The following is an 18,592-nucleotide window of genomic DNA, read 5'->3' on the forward strand; positions in this document are numbered from 1 at the left end:
TTATGAACATCGAAAAGAAAACATTTGTGAATGAGGATGAAAAGAACATTTTTCAGGAGCAGAAAGAAGCTCTTAAAAGTATTTTTGAAAAACTCGATATGTCAAAAATTGCCTTTGTAGGCGGCATTGCCGATTATCTTAATCTCCGCAGTTATTATGATATGCCGGTCAACGATATTGATATTATTTATGAAAACGAAGCCGATTTATTGCCCATTCAGGAACAATACGGAATAAGAAAATATTGCACGAGATTTTATAGTATGGAAGTTGGCGAAGTACTGGTTTCAGAATGTTTTATCAATAACAAAAAAATCCACATGGATTATTACAAAAGAAATTTTGCCAGAATAAAACTCAGTCAATCTCCTTTATTGGGCAAAATGGTATGGCATGCCTCTTTTACTGAAATGAAAGAGTTTCATAACAAACAAGTGCCATTAATAACCTCACAGGCAATGGGTGCAAATTATGAATGGAAAAGGCTTTATAAACACAGCAAAAAAGCTTCGCTATATAATAATATGTGCTATTTAGAAGAAAAAAACCTGCTGCAAACCTTAAAAAATGTATGAAAGAAGAACCAAGAATAATATACAGTCTGGATGCTTTTCCTTTAATAAACAACCGCTGGCAAATGGGCAATAAATTGAAGGAAACGATCTATATGACGGCTTTGAGTGTTTTGTACAGTCATCTTTGGTACAAAGACATTGAACTTTATGCAGACGAAACGGCGTATAAATTTTTATACATGCTGCCGTGCAGAGTTACAAAAGTTGTCAATGAAAAAAATCAGGAACTCTGGATGAAGTCTAAAATTCATGCTATCGAAAAACAGACAAAACCCTTTGTTCATTTGGATACCGATGTATTTATAAAAAACAAGATCCATTTTAATTTCGATGCGGTTATTCTGGAACGAAAAGAATGCGGTTATGAAATGCATTACAAGAAACAGATTGATTTTTTTAATCAATATACTCAACATTTATCGTATTGGCATTCTGATTTAGGACGCTCTTACAGTTGCGGCATATTGGGTTTCAACGATCTTATGCTGCGTAATAAGTTTGTAAATGCCTATTACGATCTGGAAGAAATTTTTATGGCACATCGAGAAGAATTTACGCCATTAAAACAACAAGGATTTGAACCCTGCATCGTGATAGAACAATATAATCTGGCGTCATTGCTGGATTATAATAATATCAAACCAACTCTTTTACTCAAAGGAAGAAATATAATCGAGCAAAGCAAATATGCCAATGAAATGGGTTACAGCCATCTTTTTGGCATTAAAAAATATAAAAAAGACATCACGCAGGAAATTGAATACCGACTGTTTAAAATATTTCCGTATTGGTATGCCCAAATAAAAATTGAATTAGAAAAACATCAGATCATTCAGAAAGATGAGGTTAATCCTAAAATTATTGCAGCGTAAATAAAACTGTTTTTGTTTCACGAAGATTATACAGATTTAAGCAGATTTTGATAGATAATTATTTGTGCGGATTTGCTTAAATCTTTTTAAATCTGCGTGAAAAAATTGAACACATAGAAACATTTATAACACAATCAAGTTATGAGAGCTTTAGAAAATAGAAAACCCGAAAAACATTCCTCCTCGCCTTTCTTTGAACCCAAAATTCAGAAGAAATTAAAAACCGGAACCGTTGGAGACAAATATGAGGTAGAAGCTGATAACGTTGCAGATAAGGTCGTTAATAATAATGCTGCCAAAGCCGGGCTTTTACAATCGAAGGAAGAAGTGCAGCAAAAACCGATTTCAGATACTATTTCTTCTGTTCAGACTAAAGAAATGAAAGAAGAGGAAAAACCTGTTCAGAAAAAATCAGACAAAAAAGAGGAAGAAAAACCCGTTCAGAAAAAGGAAAAAGAAGAAGAAAAACCCGTTCAGAAAAAATCCGATAAAAAAGAAGAAGAGAAACCGGTACAGAAAAAAGAAAAAGAAGAAGAAAAACCTATTCAGGCGAAATGTGCTGAATGTGAAAAAGAAGAAAAGGTTCAGAAAAAAGATAAAAAAGAGGAAGAAAAAGCTGTTCAGAAGAAAGAACAAAATTCAGATAGTGAAATCCAAAGTAATGATTTGGAACAAAAGCTCGACAACTCAAAAGGAAGCGGAAGCGGCTTAGATAAAAAAACAAAAAATGAAATGGAATCAGGTTTTGGTACCGATTTCAGTAATGTAAAAATTCATACAGATGCAAATGCTGTTCAAATGAGTCATGAATTGGGTGCGCAGGCTTTTACCCACGGCAATGATGTTTATTTTAACGATGGAAAATACAATCCCGGTTCAAAAGAAGGAAAACATTTACTGGCGCACGAATTAACACATACCGTTCAGCAAACCGGAGCCAAACAAAAATCAGGAACTATACAAAAATCGGCGATAGCAAACCATCCGGAAGATTTACGCGCAGAACAGCCGGAAAATCCACAGTTTAAAGGCAATACAAATCTTGAAAAAGCCAATGATGACGAAATGCTCATCTCAACCGGACAAAAAGGTCCGGCGGTTCGGGAATTACAAAAAGGCTTAATGCAAACAGGAGAAAATTTAAACAATTTTGGAGCAGACGGAGATTTTGGAAGCGAAACACGAAATGCTGTAATCGGCTTTCAGGACAAGAATGGTCTTGACGTTGATGGAATGGTTGGGCCGGAAACTATTGGAACTCTTGATAATAAATTGGTCGAACAAAAGGGAGGTGATTCCAATTGTTGTGGAGAAGCATTTCAATTACCCCAGAACGACAACGACTTTGATATAAATAGTTCTGTGCTCTCTAAGGCAACTTTCTGTTCAAAAGGTAATTTTAAAATAATCTCAACGGCAAATTGGGCAACGCCACATACTGAAGAACATTATCATATTGCAATTACAGCTATACAGGGAGGAACTGTCGCTGATCCTATTGTTAGAAGATTTGATGTTGGAAGAACAGAAGCACAATCATTTACTGTAAAATCAAAAGAGTGCATCTTTTTCAAGGTAGAAATAAGAGTAATCAATCCTGCAAATAGTCCACGATTAAAAGGAAAATTTAATGTGACCAACTAAATGACAGCATTCGGCCAAAAATCAAAACCAAACCCTTCTACCCCTTCTGCATTTAATTCCAGACAGGGCGAGGATTTTTTTGGCGTTCAGGCAAAGCTCAACATTGGCAAATCAAATGATAAATATGAAGTTGAAGCTGATAAAGCGGCAGATCAAATTCTATCGAAAAAACAAAATAGTACTGCTGAATCTTTTTTTAGTCCTTCGCCATTAGTTCAGAAAAAATCGAATGAACCACAAAAACAAGAAGAAACTGAAAATGTGGTTCAGGAAAAATCAATCGCAGAAAACGTTACGCCTGTCGTTCAGTTAAAAACAGAGAAAGAAGAAACCATCCAAAACAAAACGGAAACCAGTACTCCTGAAACGGCTAAAACTGTCGAAAAAAATTCAGTTCCAAAACATCAAATTCAACAAAAGAAAGCCGAAGAAGAAATTCAGGCCAAAGAAGAAGAGGAACTTCAAACCAAAGAAGACGAAAAAGAGCTTCAGATGAGTGCCAGTGCCGATGCAAATCCTGGCGACAATTCTAATCTCGAAAGCAATTTAAACAGCAGAAAAGGTGGCGGTGCTGCTTTATCGGGATCTGTAAAAAACGAAATGGAATCTGGTTTTGGAGCCGATTTCAGCAGTGTCAAAATCCACAACGATTCAAACGCCGTTCAAATGAACAAGGAATTGGGTTCGCAAGCCTTTGCCAGCGGTAATGATATTTATTTTAACGAAGGCAAATACAACCCGAATTCACAAGACGGAAAACACCTTCTGGCGCATGAATTAACCCATACGGTGCAACAAGGAGCCAGCAGTATCCAGCCGAAAATGATTCAGAAAACAGAAACGGCAACCCCAACCGTAGCGCCGCCTGCGCCTACGAGCGAATACGTAGATCCAGATCGAAAAGGAACTGTAAATACGACTTCAAAAACAATTACTTTACCTAATTTAAAAGTTCCGTCTTTTAAAGCAACTTTTGGACCTTCAGCCCGATTTGTAATACCAAAAGGAGGTTTTCCAAGAAACGACAATCATATTCCCGAATGGGAAAATGCGGCCATGACAGGAACCGGTTTCACGACACGATTTACTGATTATGCGGCTTCACAAAATGCTCCTAACCTGCGTTTTAATGGAGAACAAATTTTTTACCTGACTTTAAAAGGCGGCGGTTCGAGAAGAGCTGCAGGAGCTACTCCAGGAAACGAAGGGGTTATTTTTGGAAGTATTGATACTATAAAAAGAAGAACATCCAGACCTTTCTGGACTTCTAGTGGTGAGTTTAAACCTCTAGACGTAGATCACAAACGAGAAATACAGCTTGGCGGTGGAGAAACTGATACTGCCAATATGTGGATGCTGGAATCTTCTGCAAACAGATCTTCGGGATCTAACATCAATATTAAAAAAAATCAGGCGATCCAACAGCTTTTAGATGCGGGACGCAGCAGCCTGATTGATCCGCCGTCAGATGTAGAAGCTGCAAAAGAGAATTATGATATTGTGGTCGAAAACGGTGTTATTGCAGATCGTTCTATCGATGGCACGGGCGATCCTAACCTTAACTGGGAATTACCCCAAATACAGCAAGGTGTACATTTAGGCGGCTTGAAATTTTTAACAGAAGCTGAAGTAGATGCTGCCGGTTTAAGAGGAAGTCCCGATGAATTGATTTTCTTCACCAATCTGACCGGAGGCAAACCAATAAAAGTTCCGTGGGACGAACAGGCAAAAACGGCTGGCAGAAAAGATGGTTTAAATCTTCGCTTAGGAAAAAGAGGCGGCGCCGGTTTGTTTGTTAATTCGATTGTTTACAATTCATCATCCGGAGAAGGAAATTTTGGAGGTACAGGATCCATTATTTGTACCGCTTTTCCCGGCTCTACAGGTATGATTAAAGAGAAAACCAATCTGGCCTTCACCATAAGACCAATGGCGGGAGTTTCTTACGGCGGATATATAGAACCAAGTTCGGTTTTGCAGGCCTGTCTTCATGCGCTTGAATTCAAACATATGAGTCCGATAACGCTCAACCAGGCGACTTTAGACGATGATATCGGATTAAGCGCAGTGGGTCAGATTGCGCCTTCTGTTCCTTTAATCAGCAATGCAAACATCGAAGTGGTCATTGATGAAACCGGTGCCCGAATTCGAAAATTATTCCAAAAAAGTGATTTCAGTTTCCCTGCTCCTTTTGAAGTGACCAATACCTCTTTAGAAGTTTTTGCCGGCACTGCGGGATTTGGATTAACGGGAGAAATGAATTTCAAAATCCAAAATGTGGGAGACGGATTCTTACGCGGAAGCGTTACCACAGAGAGCGGTTTTGCATTGGCAGGAGGTTTCAATTTTGACTCCTCCCTATTTGATCCCGCATCAATTGAAGTAAGTTATGCTAATGAAATATTTACCATTGGAGGAACTGTCGGAATACCCGAAGGAAAAGTGCGAGGTGTAAAAAGAGCCACTATTACAGCAAGTTATAGCGAAAATACCTTTACGGCAACGGGTGATGCAGAACTGGATATTCCGGGCATACAGCGAGGAAATATGCAGGCCACTTACAACAACGAGGGATTTTCAATTGGTGGAGAATTTCAATTACGAAATGATATACCCGGCATTAGAGGCGGCAATGTTTCGGCCACTATTTCAAAACAAAACGGAGATGAAGGTTATAACGTTCGTGTATCAGGAACCGCACAGCCGAATATTCCCGGAGTCAACTCGTCATTGACCGTAACTTACGATAATGGCGCATTAACTCTGGCCGGTTCAGCAGATTATTCAAGAGGAATGTTAAGTGGCTCTGTTACCGTTGGAGCTACAAACAGAACAATCGGCGAAGACGGTCAGCCAACAGGCGAACCAGACGATACTATGAGAGTGTATGGCGGAGGTACGCTGACACTGCAGCTAACGCCTTGGCTGGCTGCGACTGCGGGAGTTAAATTTTTACCAAATGGTGAGATGGAAGTAACTGCAAGACTGGCCACAGACACTTATGATGTATTTCCAAGAAAACAATTTGATCGAAATTTATTTACCGTACCAACGATTGAAATCCCGCTATTTGCGATACCACTAGGACCAAGAAGTTTAGGATTGGTAGCTCAGGTTGGCGGAGGGCTGGATTTTACGGCAGGATTTGGACCGGGTCAGTTACGAAATCTATCTGCAGAAATCACCTATAATCCTGAACACGAAGATGAAACTACAGTGAGTGGCCACGGTGAATTTGCTATTCCTGCCGATGCCGGTTTAACCATGCACGGTGACTTAGGATTGGGCTTAAGTGTGGGAATTGCCAGCTTATCAGGCGGAATTGAACTGGCAGGAACTTTGGGGCTTGAAGGAGAAGCAGGTGCTTCTGTTGATGTTAACTGGAGCCCTCAAACCGGATTAGCACTAGATGCCGAAGGCCATATTACTGCAAATCCAAAATTTGTTTTCGATGTAAATGCGTTTGCGAGAGCAAGTTTGGGTATTGGATGGTTCTCGATTTCTGAAACGTGGAGATACAATTTGGCTTCTTTCAGTTGGGGTCCTGACATTCAATTCGGATTGGTATTCCCTATTCATTATCAGGAAGGCGAGCCTTTTGATATATCGTTCGAAGACATCGAAGTTATTTACCCGGAACTTGATGTCATTGACATGGCTAAAAATTTAGCTTCGGATGTTAAAGACGAAATTTTTGATTAACTTAAATTATGCTGTTATGATTACTGACACAAAAGAAATAAACAATCAAGGCGTTCTGCATTTTTTAAATCATGATTTTGAAAAAGCAAAAAACAACTATTTTGAAGTTCTGAATATTGATTCAAACAATGCCACAACCTTAAATAATCTGGGACTTTTATATCTTCAGGAAGAAAAATTTCAGGAAGCAGAAGACGTTTTTGTAAAAGCTTACAACCAATCTCCAAATGCTACTTATGCCTTAAATCTTGGGCATAGTTTAGTGTATCAAAACAGATATGAGGAGGCCGAAAAATATTATAAAATTAGCCTGGACAAAGGTGACAATGCCGCATGGAAAAGTCTGGTGGCCTTATACGAATTCACCAACCAGACAGACAAAGCAATCGAAGCACTTTCGACCATAATCATTCAGGTAAGTGTGGAAGTTTCGTTTAAAATTCAACTGGCAAAAAATTATATCAAAAAAGAGTTGTATCAGGAAGCATTGGATGTGCTTCAACTGGCCCGTTTACAGGAAAAATCAGAATATGAAGTTTGGTACTATATCGCTTATATTCATTTTAAAAACCGCAACTTTAATCTGGCGAAAAAAGCCATTGAAACCAGCATAGAATTTCACAATTCATGGGAAAAATCACTTCATCTGGCAGGCGCTATCAGTATGACCTGCAATGATATTGAAAGTACTTTAGCCTATTGGGATGAATTATTAAAAAACAATCCTGCTAATTATGCGGTACGAGTGGATAAAGCAGTTGTTCTACTCGGAAATAAAAGAGAAGATGAAGCCTTGAAGGAACTTCAACTGGTTTTAAAAAAGGAGACAAATAATCTAAAAGCGACTTATTATCTGGGCAGTATTTACCTTGGCAAAAAAGAAACCCGACAAAAAGGAATCGAACTTTTATCTCTTTTAACCAAAACCAGCAATCCTTATTCAGCAAAAGCGAAAGAATTATTAATTTAAAAGTAACAAAATGGCAACTGAAAATTTATTTGATGAAATTATCAAAACCAATGATATTCATTTTAGGGGAATTAAAATGGGTGACGACATAAATGATGTGATTACAAAAGAAGGAACACCAACTGAAGAAAAACGATACAGCAATCCTTTTTTGAGTTATTTCTATGAAGTAGGAGAAACAGAAGAAATTCTGGTCTATTATAACTTTCTTGAAGACACTAATAAAGTAACCGAAATCAAGCTTTTTTTTATAAGCTACCCTGATTTTTATTGGAAAAAAGATGGCGGAAATGACTATGTTGAGTTTACTAATTTACTGGAAAACAATAAAATTCAAAAGTATTCTGAGATTTTCCTGGACACCTTACATAAAATAATCGATTATTTTACGACTATTTTTAAGAGTTCGCCAACGATTAAAATTCATGACGAAGTCTTTAATTTACCCTATCAGAATTTTAAAGCCTATGCGTGGGAATATGAAGAAATATACAGGCTTTCTGTGATTACTTATATTGACGATACTGTAGATGAAAACGTCAAAAACACATTAATTATAAGCTTAAGAAATTTTTAATGATTTAAAGAAACAACATGAATGCGATTTTTGACTACTTAAAAAACCAACTTGTCTTTCAGCTTGACATCCTTTTTCAGGCAGAAAACCCGATGCAAAAACCTGTTTTGGATCAACTTTATTCGGATGGATTTATTAATGAATTTATTATCGAAAATAAGCTAACCGAAACTGATATTCTTTTATTGGCATTGGCGTTTGTTCCGCATTTGAAGCCTGATTTTTTAAGTTCGATTATTGCCGACTATTTACCAAATGGTGGTGAATTGCCTGAATTTGGCGGAATAAAAACCAAAAACCATCGCGGAATCCTGCCAACAGGTGAAACCGCACAATTTTTAATCGCTGGAAATGATCTCGAAAACCGAATTGCTTTCTATAATAATCTGCACAATCACTCATTTTTGTATCAAAAAGGAATCGTCAAAATACAAGCTGTTCCCGTTGGCGAACCAAAATTGAGCGGTTTGCTTATTTTAGAAGAAGAATACATCGAAAAATTCCTGACCGGAAAAATTCTGAAACCACAGCTTAGCAGCATTTTTCCGGCGCAATTAATCGAAACACAATTAGATTGGGAGGATTTGGTTCTCAATTCCAATACTTTAAATCAGATTAAGGAAATTGAAACCTGGCTGAAATTCAATGATATTCTGCTTCATGAATGGAATATGAAAACCAATATAAAACCCGGTTTCAGAGTTATGTTTTATGGTGCGCCGGGAACAGGAAAAACCCTTACGGCGTCACTTCTTGGAAAATACACTCAAAGAGACGTATACCGAATTGATTTGTCAATGGTGATTTCGAAATATATTGGTGAAACCGAAAAAAATCTTTCTTCTCTTTTCGACAAAGCGATTGACAAAGACTGGATTCTCTTTTTTGACGAAGCCGATGCGGTTTTCGGAAAAAGAACCAACGTTAGAGACGCGCATGATAAATATGCCAATCAGGAAGTTTCGTATTTGCTGCAGCGCATCGAAAATCATCCCGGATTGGTTATTCTGGCTTCTAATTTTAAAGCGAATATCGATACGGCTTTCACCCGAAGATTTCAATCTATAATTGAGTTCGAAGTGCCTTCGTATGATGAACGTTTAAAACTTTGGCAAAATAATTTACCAAAAGGAATCCGAATTGCCGAAGATGTAAATCTGAACGAGCTTTCAAAAAAATACGATATTACGGGCGCCAATATTGTCAACATTATTCAATATGCGTGTTTGAGAACATTAGAAGACGAAAACGAAAATATTAAACTGCATCACCTTATTCAGGGAATAAAAAAAGAATATGTGAAAGAAGGAAAAATGATGTGATTTTGAATTCTACTCTGCTTGCTCGTAAACTATTTATCTTATTCCTCAATAATCTGCGAATCCATAACAATCTCATTAATTTCACCCAACAAGTCAAATTCATTTGAAGGAAACATTTCAAGTACCATTTCTAAAACCAGCGAAACATTTACAGGGTTTTTATTTGTACTTGACTTTATATGCCCGTCATTATCTAATATTAAAACACACATTTTAATCATATTTGTAATCACACAACCAAGTTCATAATAATTAATCTTGATTTGAGCTGTATAAAATCCTGATTTATTATCTTGCTTTGGATTATTGAAATACTTTCCAATTACTTTTTTAAGATTCTCTAATTTTTTAATTTCATTAGTTTCCATAAGGTCTTTATTTTTATTTGCATAGTTCAACAAATTCTTATAATAAAATAGGAATACATACCACTGGACATATACGTTCCTGCATTTATGACTGTTATTTCATAAAAGAGTAGAAAAATTAATTAAGATTGTTGAAAATAATATTAAGGAGATTATAAAAGAAAAAAATCTTAAAGTAAGACATATTGCTCACGATTCAGATTTAGATATTGAAGCGTTAAGGCGATATATGTTAGGCAAACAAATTATGGGAATCGACAAACTTATTCGAATCAGTAAAGCTTTGAATGTAGAAATATCAGAATTATTTCGAAAGATATAGTTCTGAATAAGATTTTATGATAAAAGAAAAAACCACTCCGTTATGGAATGGCTTTGTTGATTTACTTTGCGGGTGCGAAGTCAGGAGACATTCGTACAGCGCTTATAAGAAGTCTTTGGAGAACGGGGTTCTTTATTGGATTGACCAAACACTCGTCGCAATTACTATAAACAGTATTTGTATTATCTTATTCATTATTAATTTTATTTACGCAATTCCTAATTTGATTTTTAATTCTTGTAATTTTAAGGAATAATGTTTTTTATCTTTAAAGAAGCAAAAAATTAATTTCTTTAATTTCAATAACGAATCTAAGTTACTATCTATAATATTGGTATCTGAAATGGCAAATCTTTCTAATTGAACTAAATTATCAATTCCTTTAATACTTTCAAATTCTCCAGAATTTGAATATGAAAAAATTTTGAGATTGCTTAGCGTAAAAAGTGCTTTATTATCACTTACTTTTTTACAATTTTCAACAATAACACATTCAAGACTTTTACAATTTTCTAAAGCAGATAAGTTTTGTATTTTAGGAAGATTAGCAAGTCGAATCCTTTTTAGTTTTGTGCATTTTGATAGAGCTGTCAAATCTTCTAATTTACTATCAAAATGCAGCTCCAGTACTTCCAAATTTACCAAATTCTCTAAACCCTCCAGATTTTCCATACTTGAACTCACAAGAGTTAAATTTTTTAAATTTTTAAGTTTATTGAAATCTTTTAAATCTTTCAACTTATAACTTCTTAGTATCAAAGTCTCCAACCTTTCACATTCCAAAATAGAATCTCTCTCTTTTGTCCATACTAGCTCAGCTTCTTTCAACTCTTTAAAAAATGTAAAATCTACAGGTTTAGTTGTACTTTCTCCTAATAACAATTTCTCTAAATTAGTCAAATACGTTAATCCATTAAGATCTATATTTAATTTTGATATTGTTATATTTTTGATGCAATGAAGTGTTTTAAGAAATGACGTTTCATTTTTTGTAATACCAATATTCTCAACTAAAGAGTATGCCTTGTCTAACACTGTCAACGAAAAAACATCCTCTTCTTTAATGAGATTAATTACTTCATCTTTCAATTCCAAATCATTAAAATGATTATCGCTAAATTGAAATGTCTTACCAAATTTGGCGATAACAATATTTTCTTTTAATCTGTCCATGTTCCTGCTTGCCTTAATTTTACTTCCCTTGCTGCACTTACGGGTCTTCTAATATTGTGGGATGCTACTATTAGCTTTTTTAAATTCGTAAACTTTTGTCTCATGAATTCACGAGCAGTTTTTCCTCCTTTTACTGAAGTTTTTTTAACAGTTCCCTCTATGGGTACTTTTTTACCCCCCGTTTGTATGCTGAGGTCAATCGCTTTTCCACATTCTTTGATTGTCCAGTGTATTCTGTTACCTCTCCAGCTTCATCTAAATATTGAAACCCGCTCCACCTGTAACTGTACCAAAAGCAATCATTCCAAGGCCTCAGTACCTTGTCCAATACCTTTCATTCCTGATCCTGCAATAGCTTTGGCATTTTACCTATACCAAAACTTTTCATATATAAATTTTAAAATTCAGAAATAAATATTTGTTAAAAAAAGCAAATAAAAATAAAACAGAATCACAATGCAAGCTTTAATATTTAATTTAACACATTCAAAATATCAAGGAAATAATTCAATTAAATGGTTAAATCTAAACTCACTTGTAATTTAAGACTTTCAAATATTTAATCATTTTGAATCAGTAATTGCGAAAATCCTCAGTTAACATATTTAATTTTATATTTAGCTAAAGATTTAAAATTGAAAAGCTTAGTCACAAAACCAAAACCACCATGACCAAAAAAACCATTATTCTAACCGCATTTATCATTCTAAAATTTGTTCTGCAATACACCTTACTAAGTTCTGAATATGATTTACAGCGTGATGAATATCTGCATCTTGATCAGGCGCATCATTTGGCTTGGGGATATTTATCGGTTCCGCCGGTTACTTCGTGGTTTTCTTATTTAATATATTTATTGGGAAATTCTGTTTTTTGGGTTAAGTTCTTCCCTGCTTTTTTTGGTGTTTTAACGCTTGTAATAGTGTGGAAAACTATCGAAACGCTTAAAGGAAATTTATATGCTTTGGTTTTGGGTGCAACTTGCATTCTATTATCTTCTTTACTGCGAATTAATATGCTTTATCAGCCCAATTCATTAGATGTATTGTGTTGGACTGCTTTTTATTATGTACTAATTCGATATCTGACATCGCAGGATAAAAATTGGTTTTACATTGGTGCAGTTGTTTTTGCGTTTGGATTTTTAAACAAATACAATATTCTCTTTTTACTTATCGGACTCCCTCCTGCACTTTTACTTTCTGGTCAAAGAAAAATTTTATTAGAGAAAAAAGTTTACTACGCTCTGATTGTCGGGTTACTTTTGATTTTGCCGAATTTATTTTGGCAGTACAAAAATCAATTTCCAATTGTACATCATATGAAAGAATTGGCCGAAACTCAACTCGTCAATGTTGATCGCTTCGAATTTATGAAAGAACAATTGTTGTTTTTTATTGGTGCTTTTCCGGTTATAATTTTCGGATTATATGCTTTGTTATTTTATAAGCCTTTCGAAAAATATAAATTCTTCTTTGGTTCTATTATTTTCACGCTGATTGTGTTTTTATACTTCAAAGCAAAAGCCTATTATGCCATTGGTTTGTATCCAATTTATATTGCTTTTGGAGCAGTTTTTCTTGCCGAAATTTTAAAAACGGGTTGGAAACGTTATTTACAGCCAGTCTTTATTTTAATTCCGTTATTATTTTTTATTCCGATGTACAATCTGGCTTTCCCAAATAAAAGTCCGGAGTATATTGTAAATCATCAGGAGAAATATAAAAAACTGGGAATGCTTCGTTGGGAAGATGGAAAAGATCATCATTTACCCCAGGATTTTGCCGATATGCTGGGATGGAAAGAACTTGCCCGAAAAACAGATTCTGTATATGCAATTCTTCAAAATCCCGAAAAAACATTGGTTCTTTGTGACAATTACGGTCAGGCGGGAGCTATTAATTATTATACAAAAAAAGGAATAAAAGCAGTTTCTTTTAATGCCGATTATGTAAACTGGTTTAATCTTGATATTCAATATAAAAATCTAATCAGAATTAAGGATTTTGAAGAAAAGAGTACCGAATTTCAAGAAACAAGTCCGTATTTTGAAACTGGAAAAATCACAGGAGAAATAACCAATAAAAATGCTCGCGAATACAAAACCACTATTTTTGTTTTTACAAATGCTAAAATCAACATCAATAAAAGAATTGAGCAGGAAATTAAAGAAACAAAAGACTACAGCAAATAAATAATAATGACCGATTTTACGAACATAGAATATTTAAAAACGGGAAACGAAAAACAGATTAGGGCTTATGAAATCCTAACCAAATATAAAGTCTTATCAAATATTGCTGAGTTTGAACCGATTTTAGTTGGAACTATTCCGATCAATATTGATATTGAGAATAGCGATCTGGATATTATTTGTTACTGGAAAAATAAAACCGATTTTATAGAAAAAGTTCGGTCTGTTTTTGGAAATAAAAATGAATTTACCATTCATGAAACTCAAATTGAAAATGAAGAAACGGTTGTAGCAAATTTTAAAATAGATTCTTTTGAAATTGAAATCTTTGGGCAAAACATTCCTGTCAAAAATCAAAATGGATATAAACACATGATTATAGAACATAAAATTCTACAATCAAAAGGCGAAAATTTTAGATTAGAAATCATCAAACTCAAACAAAAAGGTCACAAAACTGAACCTGCTTTTGGATTATTATTAGGTCTAAAAACAAATCCATATCAGGAATTACTAAATTTCAAAATTGATTCTGACTTTTAAATCCTTGTTTCATAAAACACAACAAACTGTTTGTTAATAAGTTATTAAATTTTTAATTCTCTAAAAAAATATTTCCTGAATTTCTTTGGATAACCGTATTTACTGCTTATCTTTGCACCCGAAACATCGCGGGATAGAGCAGTAGGCAGCTCGTCGGGCTCATAACCCGAAGGTCACAGGTTCGAGTCCTGTTCCCGCTACTAAGACAAAAGCTTCAGATAAATCTGAAGCTTTTTTGTTTATACTAAAATTTGATTTAGGTTGCGGGTGCGAAGTCAGAGACATTCGCACAGCTTATAAATAGATACTGAGAAACTTTAAATAGCGGCTTTAGTATTTTAAACTTTCTTTATCAATATCCTTTGCGGTCACGAGCGGGATGCTCGCGCCAGCAGTGGTAAAAAATGCATCTTATCTTCGTCTCCAATTTTTCTTTGCAGATCAATATTATTTCACACTTAATGGCTGCTCAATTTTCGGTAAATAATTAGATTTTTTATGTTCAATTAAAACTCGTTTTTCTATTTCTTTAAGTTTGAATTTTGGATTATTAATTTCTGCATTTTCAGATTGTTTTAATATTATATCTTCTAATTGGTTAAAAATTAAATTAAATGCCTTTGACATATATGGTTCAACAAAACACAATTCTTCCTTGTCAAAAGCAATAAAGTTATAACTTCCGGCATAGTGCTTTCCAACGTTTATTTTAGTTTTGACTAAATGTTTTTTTAAAGAATCTTTACCAGTTATTAATGAATTAATTTGACTCATGAGTTCATTTGATAATTGGTATCGGTAAAATTTTAATCCACTGTTACCATTTAAATGAACAGAAACAATTCCGTATTCATTTATCTGCGCATAATCTATAACATTAATTTTTGATGGATTTCCATTTACTTCATAAATTGCTAGTTCAATTCTTTTAAAATTAAGTTTTACATGCTGTTGCGCATTTAAAATGTTAAATGACAAAATAGTTAAAAAAAGGATGATTTGTAATTTTAATGATTTCATATAAATCGATTCTTGTTTGGTTTTTTTTTACAATAGCCGTTATTTAATCTAATTTGTAACATTAAAGGTAGAGACTTTTAAGATGTTTACTTTTTTTATTAAACAAAAAAATTACGCAAAGTCAGAGACATTTGCGGAGCGGATATTTTTTATTTTAAATCCTAAGCTTTAGGATTTATATCCGCAATTTTTATTTTAAAGATTTGAGAACATTATTTTTCTTTAATGTATCGATTAACTTTTGTGTAAACACTTCTGATCCTTCTTTATTTAGATGTTCTGCATTGTAAAAATATTTTTTTTCAAATGACATTGGGTCATTGGAATAATCATAAAATGGAATATCATATTTTTTGCTAAACTTCTTATAAATCGATATTATTTCATCTCTATTTTTAATGAATTTCTGCCCTTCAATATATTCAGGAGAATAAACAAAAACAACCTTTATATTTTCAGACTTACATTCTCTTAAATATTTATCGAATAAAATTACGGTTGCATTATCAAATTTTATATCGTAATTCTTCATTTTCTTTTTAGCTTCATTAAAATCTGAATTCCACTGCATGTCTTGTGGCATGTATCCCTTTACTCTACCCACTTTATCTGTTTTAATTTTAGCCATCGATAAAGCAACTTTTTTAGAATCGCGGCTTTTATTATATCTGATTAACGGAATTGTATAATCTATTAATTCAAAACCATTATAACTTATTGTTGCATTTTTGATTTTATCATTCCAAAGCATGTAAGAAGAAATTGAACAAAGTTGGACAAGTTTGGTTTTTTTTCCAAAGTAAATATGTCCAGGGAATGTATTATTAATTTGGGCTTTTTATTTCTTTCTAATAAAAGTGAATGTCTTAAATATTGCAGCCAAAAATTGTGACCATTCATTCCAATATTATAGGCAGGAACATGTAATTGTTCGCCAATCATTACTGGATTAAAATGCTGATATGCTCTTGAACTGCCATTTATCACAATTTCAGAATTTATTTTCCCATCTACAACATCATTCCATGTAGAATATTCGCCAACTGCAAATGAATTTGATTTCTTTAAATTTTTAGAAATAAACAGATCCAATGGATAAATTAAAATTATCACTGGAATAATAAACAAAAGTAAATTGATTATAAATTTTTTCATCTCTAAAATTGGAAATATATAAATTCTTGATTCGTACCGCTAAAGTAAAGTATCATTAAAACAATAGCATAATAAAAGCTCCATCTTACAGCTTTTGGAAACGCCTTTCCAGCTTTTTCAATTGCATATTTTTGCTCTCTGCCTAACCATTCTATTAATAAGAATAGTAACAGCAACAAAATAATTGGTTTGGCAAAATCATCATTTTCGTATACAACATGTTGAAATAAACTTTTAGAAAATATTTTTATTATTATATTCCAGGCATGTGACAAATTTTCTGCCCTAAAGAAAATCCATGCAAAAACAGTTAAGCTAAAAGTAAGCATCATCGATAGCAATTCTTTAATGGTTGGAAAATATTTTCCCTGAGCTACAATGTCCAAATTATTCCTGTTGGTGTTAAAAATAATAGAAGGCATTATGAACAAAGCATTTAGAAAACCCCAAATAATAAATGTCCAATTTGCTCCATGCCAAAAGCCGCTTACGATAAATATGATAAACGTATTCCTGACCTTTATCCAGGTTCCTCCTTTACTTCCTCCTAATGGTATATATAAATAATCCCTAAACCATGATGACAATGAGATATGCCAACGTCTCCAAAACTCAGCTATATCTCTCGAAAAATAAGGAAAAGCAAAATTTCTCAATAAATCAAACCCAAAAAGTCTTGCAGTTCCTATAGCAATATCTGAGTATCCTGAAAAGTCGCCATAAATTTGGAATGTAAAAAAGAGCGCTCCGACGAGAAGGGTACTTCCTGAATACTCCGCCGAATGATTAAAAATTAAATTAGCATATTCTGCGCATTGGTCGGCAATTACTATTTTTTTGAATAGTCCCCATAAAATCTGTTTCAATCCATCTACTGCTTTTGAATAGTCAAAAGTTCTTTCTTTTTTTATTTGAGGCAAAAGATGTGTTGCTCGTTCAATTGGTCCTGCCACCAACAAAGGAAAGAAACTTACAAACAGTGAATAATCGATGAAATTCTTTTCGGCTTTAATTCGGTCTTTGTAAATATCAATTACGTACGATAAACCGTGAAAAGTATAAAAGGATATTCCAACAGGCAAGATTACTTTTAATGTCCAGAAATTTGGAGAGAAACCAAATTTAGAAATTGCACTTGCAAAAGATGCAGCAAAAAAATTGTAGTATTTAAAAACACCCAAAAAACCAAGATTTATAAAAATACTCAGCCAAAACCAAAATTTCTTTTCATTATTGTTTTTCGAATCCGACATTTTAATTCCACTATAATAATCTAGTAAAGTCGAGAATATAAGGAGAAATAAAAACCGCCAATCCCAACAAGCATAAAAAAAATAGCTCGCAATTAAAAGCAAAATATTCTGGCGTTTTAGAGATTTTTTTGCGACAAACCAATACAATATAAATATTAAAGGCAGAAATATTGCAAAATTTAACGAATTGAAAAGCATAATTGTACAGGCTTATAAGGTTTATTTAAAGTGTAAACTAATTACTTAAACCTACTTTAAGGCCGCAAATATAGTATATTTTATTTCTCCATTTTTAGTTAAAAAAACCATTTTAATTTAAAACAATTATTAAATAAATAGATAATAATCTTCGATAAATTGGTTACGATTTTCAATATTTTTCGCTTAAAAAGTGCAGAGAAATTTGGAGTATTGACATAGTTTTACAACAAAAATTAATAATGAAAAATAGTTTATATTAGCTATAATAAAAACTACCGGTTATTCTAAGTTTTAAAATACTGATTATAATTTAATTTAAAAAACAGATGGCAAATCAATTTGAAGATACAATCCAGAAAGCATATTCTGCTTTTAACGAAAGAAATATTGACAATGCATTATCGACAATGCAAAAAGATGTACAGTGGTCAAAAGCGTGGGAAGGCGGTTATATAAGCGGACACGATGAAATTAAGCAATATTGGACAAGACAATGGACAGAAATAAATCCCAAAGTTGAGCCGGTTGGTTTCAATGAAAGAGAAAACGGAAGCCTCGAAGTCAAAGTACACCAAAATGTGAAAGATTTACAAGGCGGTTTAATGTTTGACGGACTGGTAAAACACGTTTATACTTTTGAAGACGGATTGATAAAAACGATGGATATTGAATTGGTTGAAAATAATTAATTTTGCACTTTT

17 protein-coding genes and 1 tRNA gene are annotated in these 18,592 nt (G+C 33.7%); 12 read left to right on the plus strand and 6 right to left on the minus strand.

Features of this window, described 5'->3' with window-relative positions:
• Positions 1 to 2 precede the first annotated feature (2 nt).
• The 7 genes from AC3QL1_RS00785 to AC3QL1_RS00815 all read left to right on the plus strand — a co-directional run bounded on the left by AC3QL1_RS00785 (position 3) and on the right by AC3QL1_RS00815 (position 9,662).
• On the plus strand, positions 3 to 575 hold the full coding sequence (locus AC3QL1_RS00785) for a hypothetical protein (protein ID WP_492494343.1): 573 nt from the start codon (positions 3 to 5) through the stop codon (positions 573 to 575).
• A complete protein-coding gene (locus tag AC3QL1_RS00790; protein WP_492494344.1) occupies positions 572 to 1,447 on the plus strand; it encodes a DUF6734 family protein in 876 nt (291 codons plus the stop codon). The genes AC3QL1_RS00785 and AC3QL1_RS00790 overlap by 4 nt, the downstream gene beginning before the upstream one ends.
• A 141-nt stretch (positions 1,448 to 1,588) precedes the next feature.
• The gene (locus tag AC3QL1_RS00795) at positions 1,589 to 3,091 is read left to right on the plus strand and encodes an eCIS core domain-containing protein (protein WP_492494345.1); all 1,503 of its coding nucleotides are present in this window, start codon (positions 1,589 to 1,591) and stop codon (positions 3,089 to 3,091) included.
• Positions 3,092 to 6,793, plus strand: coding sequence for an eCIS core domain-containing protein (locus tag AC3QL1_RS00800; RefSeq protein WP_492494346.1), 3,702 nt, complete (start codon positions 3,092 to 3,094; stop codon positions 6,791 to 6,793).
• 16 nt (positions 6,794 to 6,809) lie between these two features.
• Entirely contained in the window at positions 6,810 to 7,763 is a 954-nt protein-coding gene (locus tag AC3QL1_RS00805) for a tetratricopeptide repeat protein (RefSeq protein WP_492494347.1), read from the plus strand.
• Positions 7,764 to 7,773: 10 nt separating this feature from the next.
• Complete coding sequence (locus AC3QL1_RS00810) at positions 7,774 to 8,340, plus strand: hypothetical protein (RefSeq protein WP_492494348.1); 567 nt, start codon at positions 7,774 to 7,776, stop codon at positions 8,338 to 8,340.
• Between the two features lie 17 nt (positions 8,341 to 8,357).
• Positions 8,358 to 9,662 (plus strand): ATP-binding protein, encoded by a 1,305-nt coding sequence (locus tag AC3QL1_RS00815; RefSeq protein WP_492494349.1) that lies wholly within the window; start codon positions 8,358 to 8,360, stop codon positions 9,660 to 9,662.
• A 38-nt stretch (positions 9,663 to 9,700) separates the two neighbouring features.
• Here the strand turns inward: AC3QL1_RS00815 and AC3QL1_RS00820 are convergent, their stop codons facing one another.
• Positions 9,701 to 10,030, minus strand: coding sequence for a hypothetical protein (locus tag AC3QL1_RS00820; protein WP_492494350.1), 330 nt, complete (start codon positions 10,028 to 10,030; stop codon positions 9,701 to 9,703).
• 151 nt (positions 10,031 to 10,181) lie between these two features.
• Between AC3QL1_RS00820 and AC3QL1_RS00825 the strand changes: the two genes are divergently transcribed.
• Positions 10,182 to 10,352: a hypothetical protein gene (locus tag AC3QL1_RS00825; protein WP_492497517.1), complete on the plus strand. Its 171-nt coding sequence runs from the start codon at positions 10,182 to 10,184 to the stop codon at positions 10,350 to 10,352.
• A gap of 207 nt (positions 10,353 to 10,559) precedes the next feature.
• Here AC3QL1_RS00825 and AC3QL1_RS00830 read toward each other — a convergent pair whose 3' ends face one another.
• Positions 10,560 to 11,525 (minus strand): leucine-rich repeat domain-containing protein, encoded by a 966-nt coding sequence (locus tag AC3QL1_RS00830; RefSeq protein ID WP_492494351.1) that lies wholly within the window; start codon positions 11,523 to 11,525, stop codon positions 10,560 to 10,562.
• A gap of 667 nt (positions 11,526 to 12,192) precedes the next feature.
• Here AC3QL1_RS00830 and AC3QL1_RS00835 point away from each other — a divergent pair.
• From AC3QL1_RS00835 to AC3QL1_RS00845, 3 genes are all read left to right on the plus strand, one after another.
• A complete protein-coding gene (locus AC3QL1_RS00835) occupies positions 12,193 to 13,719 on the plus strand; it encodes a glycosyltransferase family 39 protein (protein WP_492494352.1) in 1,527 nt (508 codons plus the stop codon).
• 6 nt (positions 13,720 to 13,725) lie between these two features.
• A complete protein-coding gene (locus AC3QL1_RS00840; protein ID WP_492494353.1) occupies positions 13,726 to 14,262 on the plus strand; it encodes a DUF4269 domain-containing protein in 537 nt (178 codons plus the stop codon).
• Positions 14,263 to 14,389: 127 nt separating this feature from the next.
• A tRNA-Met gene (locus AC3QL1_RS00845) sits at positions 14,390 to 14,462 on the plus strand.
• Positions 14,463 to 14,709: 247 nt separating this feature from the next.
• Here the strand turns inward: AC3QL1_RS00845 and AC3QL1_RS00850 are convergent.
• The 4 genes from AC3QL1_RS00850 to AC3QL1_RS00865 form a co-directional block, all read right to left on the minus strand.
• Positions 14,710 to 15,282 (minus strand): hypothetical protein, encoded by a 573-nt coding sequence (locus AC3QL1_RS00850; protein ID WP_492494354.1) that lies wholly within the window; start codon positions 15,280 to 15,282, stop codon positions 14,710 to 14,712.
• Between the two features lie 190 nt (positions 15,283 to 15,472).
• Positions 15,473 to 16,033 carry an SGNH/GDSL hydrolase family protein gene (locus AC3QL1_RS00855; protein WP_492494355.1) on the minus strand — a complete coding sequence of 187 codons (561 nt, stop codon included), beginning with the start codon at positions 16,031 to 16,033 and terminating at the stop codon, positions 15,473 to 15,475.
• Positions 15,997 to 16,437, minus strand: coding sequence for a hypothetical protein (locus tag AC3QL1_RS00860; protein ID WP_492494356.1), 441 nt, complete (start codon positions 16,435 to 16,437; stop codon positions 15,997 to 15,999). Before AC3QL1_RS00860 ends, AC3QL1_RS00855 begins: the two co-directional genes overlap by 37 nt.
• 2 nt (positions 16,438 to 16,439) lie before the next feature.
• A complete protein-coding gene (locus tag AC3QL1_RS00865; RefSeq protein WP_492494357.1) occupies positions 16,440 to 17,888 on the minus strand; it encodes an MBOAT family O-acyltransferase in 1,449 nt (482 codons plus the stop codon).
• Between the two features lie 329 nt (positions 17,889 to 18,217).
• Between AC3QL1_RS00865 and AC3QL1_RS00870 the strand changes: the two genes are divergently transcribed.
• On the plus strand, positions 18,218 to 18,580 hold the full coding sequence (locus tag AC3QL1_RS00870; protein ID WP_492494358.1) for a nuclear transport factor 2 family protein: 363 nt from the start codon (positions 18,218 to 18,220) through the stop codon (positions 18,578 to 18,580).
• Positions 18,581 to 18,592 lie beyond the last annotated feature (12 nt).

Source organism: Flavobacterium sp. GW823-FHT04A11, from assembly GCF_058796535.1.

Bases quoted from the DNA above. Each gene is read 5' to 3' on its own strand.
- AC3QL1_RS00790 (WP_492494344.1), top strand. From the start codon at position 572: ATGAAAGAAGAACCAAGAATAATATACAGTCTGGATGCTTTTCCTTTA.
- AC3QL1_RS00795 (WP_492494345.1), top strand. From the start codon at position 1,589: ATGAGAGCTTTAGAAAATAGAAAACCCGAAAAACATTCCTCCTCGCCT.
- AC3QL1_RS00810 (WP_492494348.1), top strand. From the start codon at position 7,774: ATGGCAACTGAAAATTTATTTGATGAAATTATCAAAACCAATGATATT.
- AC3QL1_RS00870 (WP_492494358.1), top strand. From the start codon at position 18,218: ATGGCAAATCAATTTGAAGATACAATCCAGAAAGCATATTCTGCTTTT.
- AC3QL1_RS00850 (WP_492494354.1), bottom strand. From the start codon at position 15,282: ATGAAATCATTAAAATTACAAATCATCCTTTTTTTAACTATTTTGTCA.
- AC3QL1_RS00805 (WP_492494347.1), top strand. From the start codon at position 6,810: ATGATTACTGACACAAAAGAAATAAACAATCAAGGCGTTCTGCATTTT.
- AC3QL1_RS00815 (WP_492494349.1), top strand. From the start codon at position 8,358: ATGAATGCGATTTTTGACTACTTAAAAAACCAACTTGTCTTTCAGCTT.
- AC3QL1_RS00820 (WP_492494350.1), bottom strand. From the start codon at position 10,030: ATGGAAACTAATGAAATTAAAAAATTAGAGAATCTTAAAAAAGTAATT.
- AC3QL1_RS00835 (WP_492494352.1), top strand. From the start codon at position 12,193: ATGACCAAAAAAACCATTATTCTAACCGCATTTATCATTCTAAAATTT.
- AC3QL1_RS00830 (WP_492494351.1), bottom strand. From the start codon at position 11,525: ATGGACAGATTAAAAGAAAATATTGTTATCGCCAAATTTGGTAAGACA.
- AC3QL1_RS00865 (WP_492494357.1), bottom strand. From the start codon at position 17,888: ATGCTTTTCAATTCGTTAAATTTTGCAATATTTCTGCCTTTAATATTT.
- AC3QL1_RS00840 (WP_492494353.1), top strand. From the start codon at position 13,726: ATGACCGATTTTACGAACATAGAATATTTAAAAACGGGAAACGAAAAA.
- AC3QL1_RS00785 (WP_492494343.1), top strand. From the start codon at position 3: ATGAACATCGAAAAGAAAACATTTGTGAATGAGGATGAAAAGAACATT.
- AC3QL1_RS00860 (WP_492494356.1), bottom strand. From the start codon at position 16,437: ATGAAAAAATTTATAATCAATTTACTTTTGTTTATTATTCCAGTGATA.
- AC3QL1_RS00855 (WP_492494355.1), bottom strand. From the start codon at position 16,033: ATGCTTTGGAATGATAAAATCAAAAATGCAACAATAAGTTATAATGGT.
- AC3QL1_RS00800 (WP_492494346.1), top strand. From the start codon at position 3,092: ATGACAGCATTCGGCCAAAAATCAAAACCAAACCCTTCTACCCCTTCT.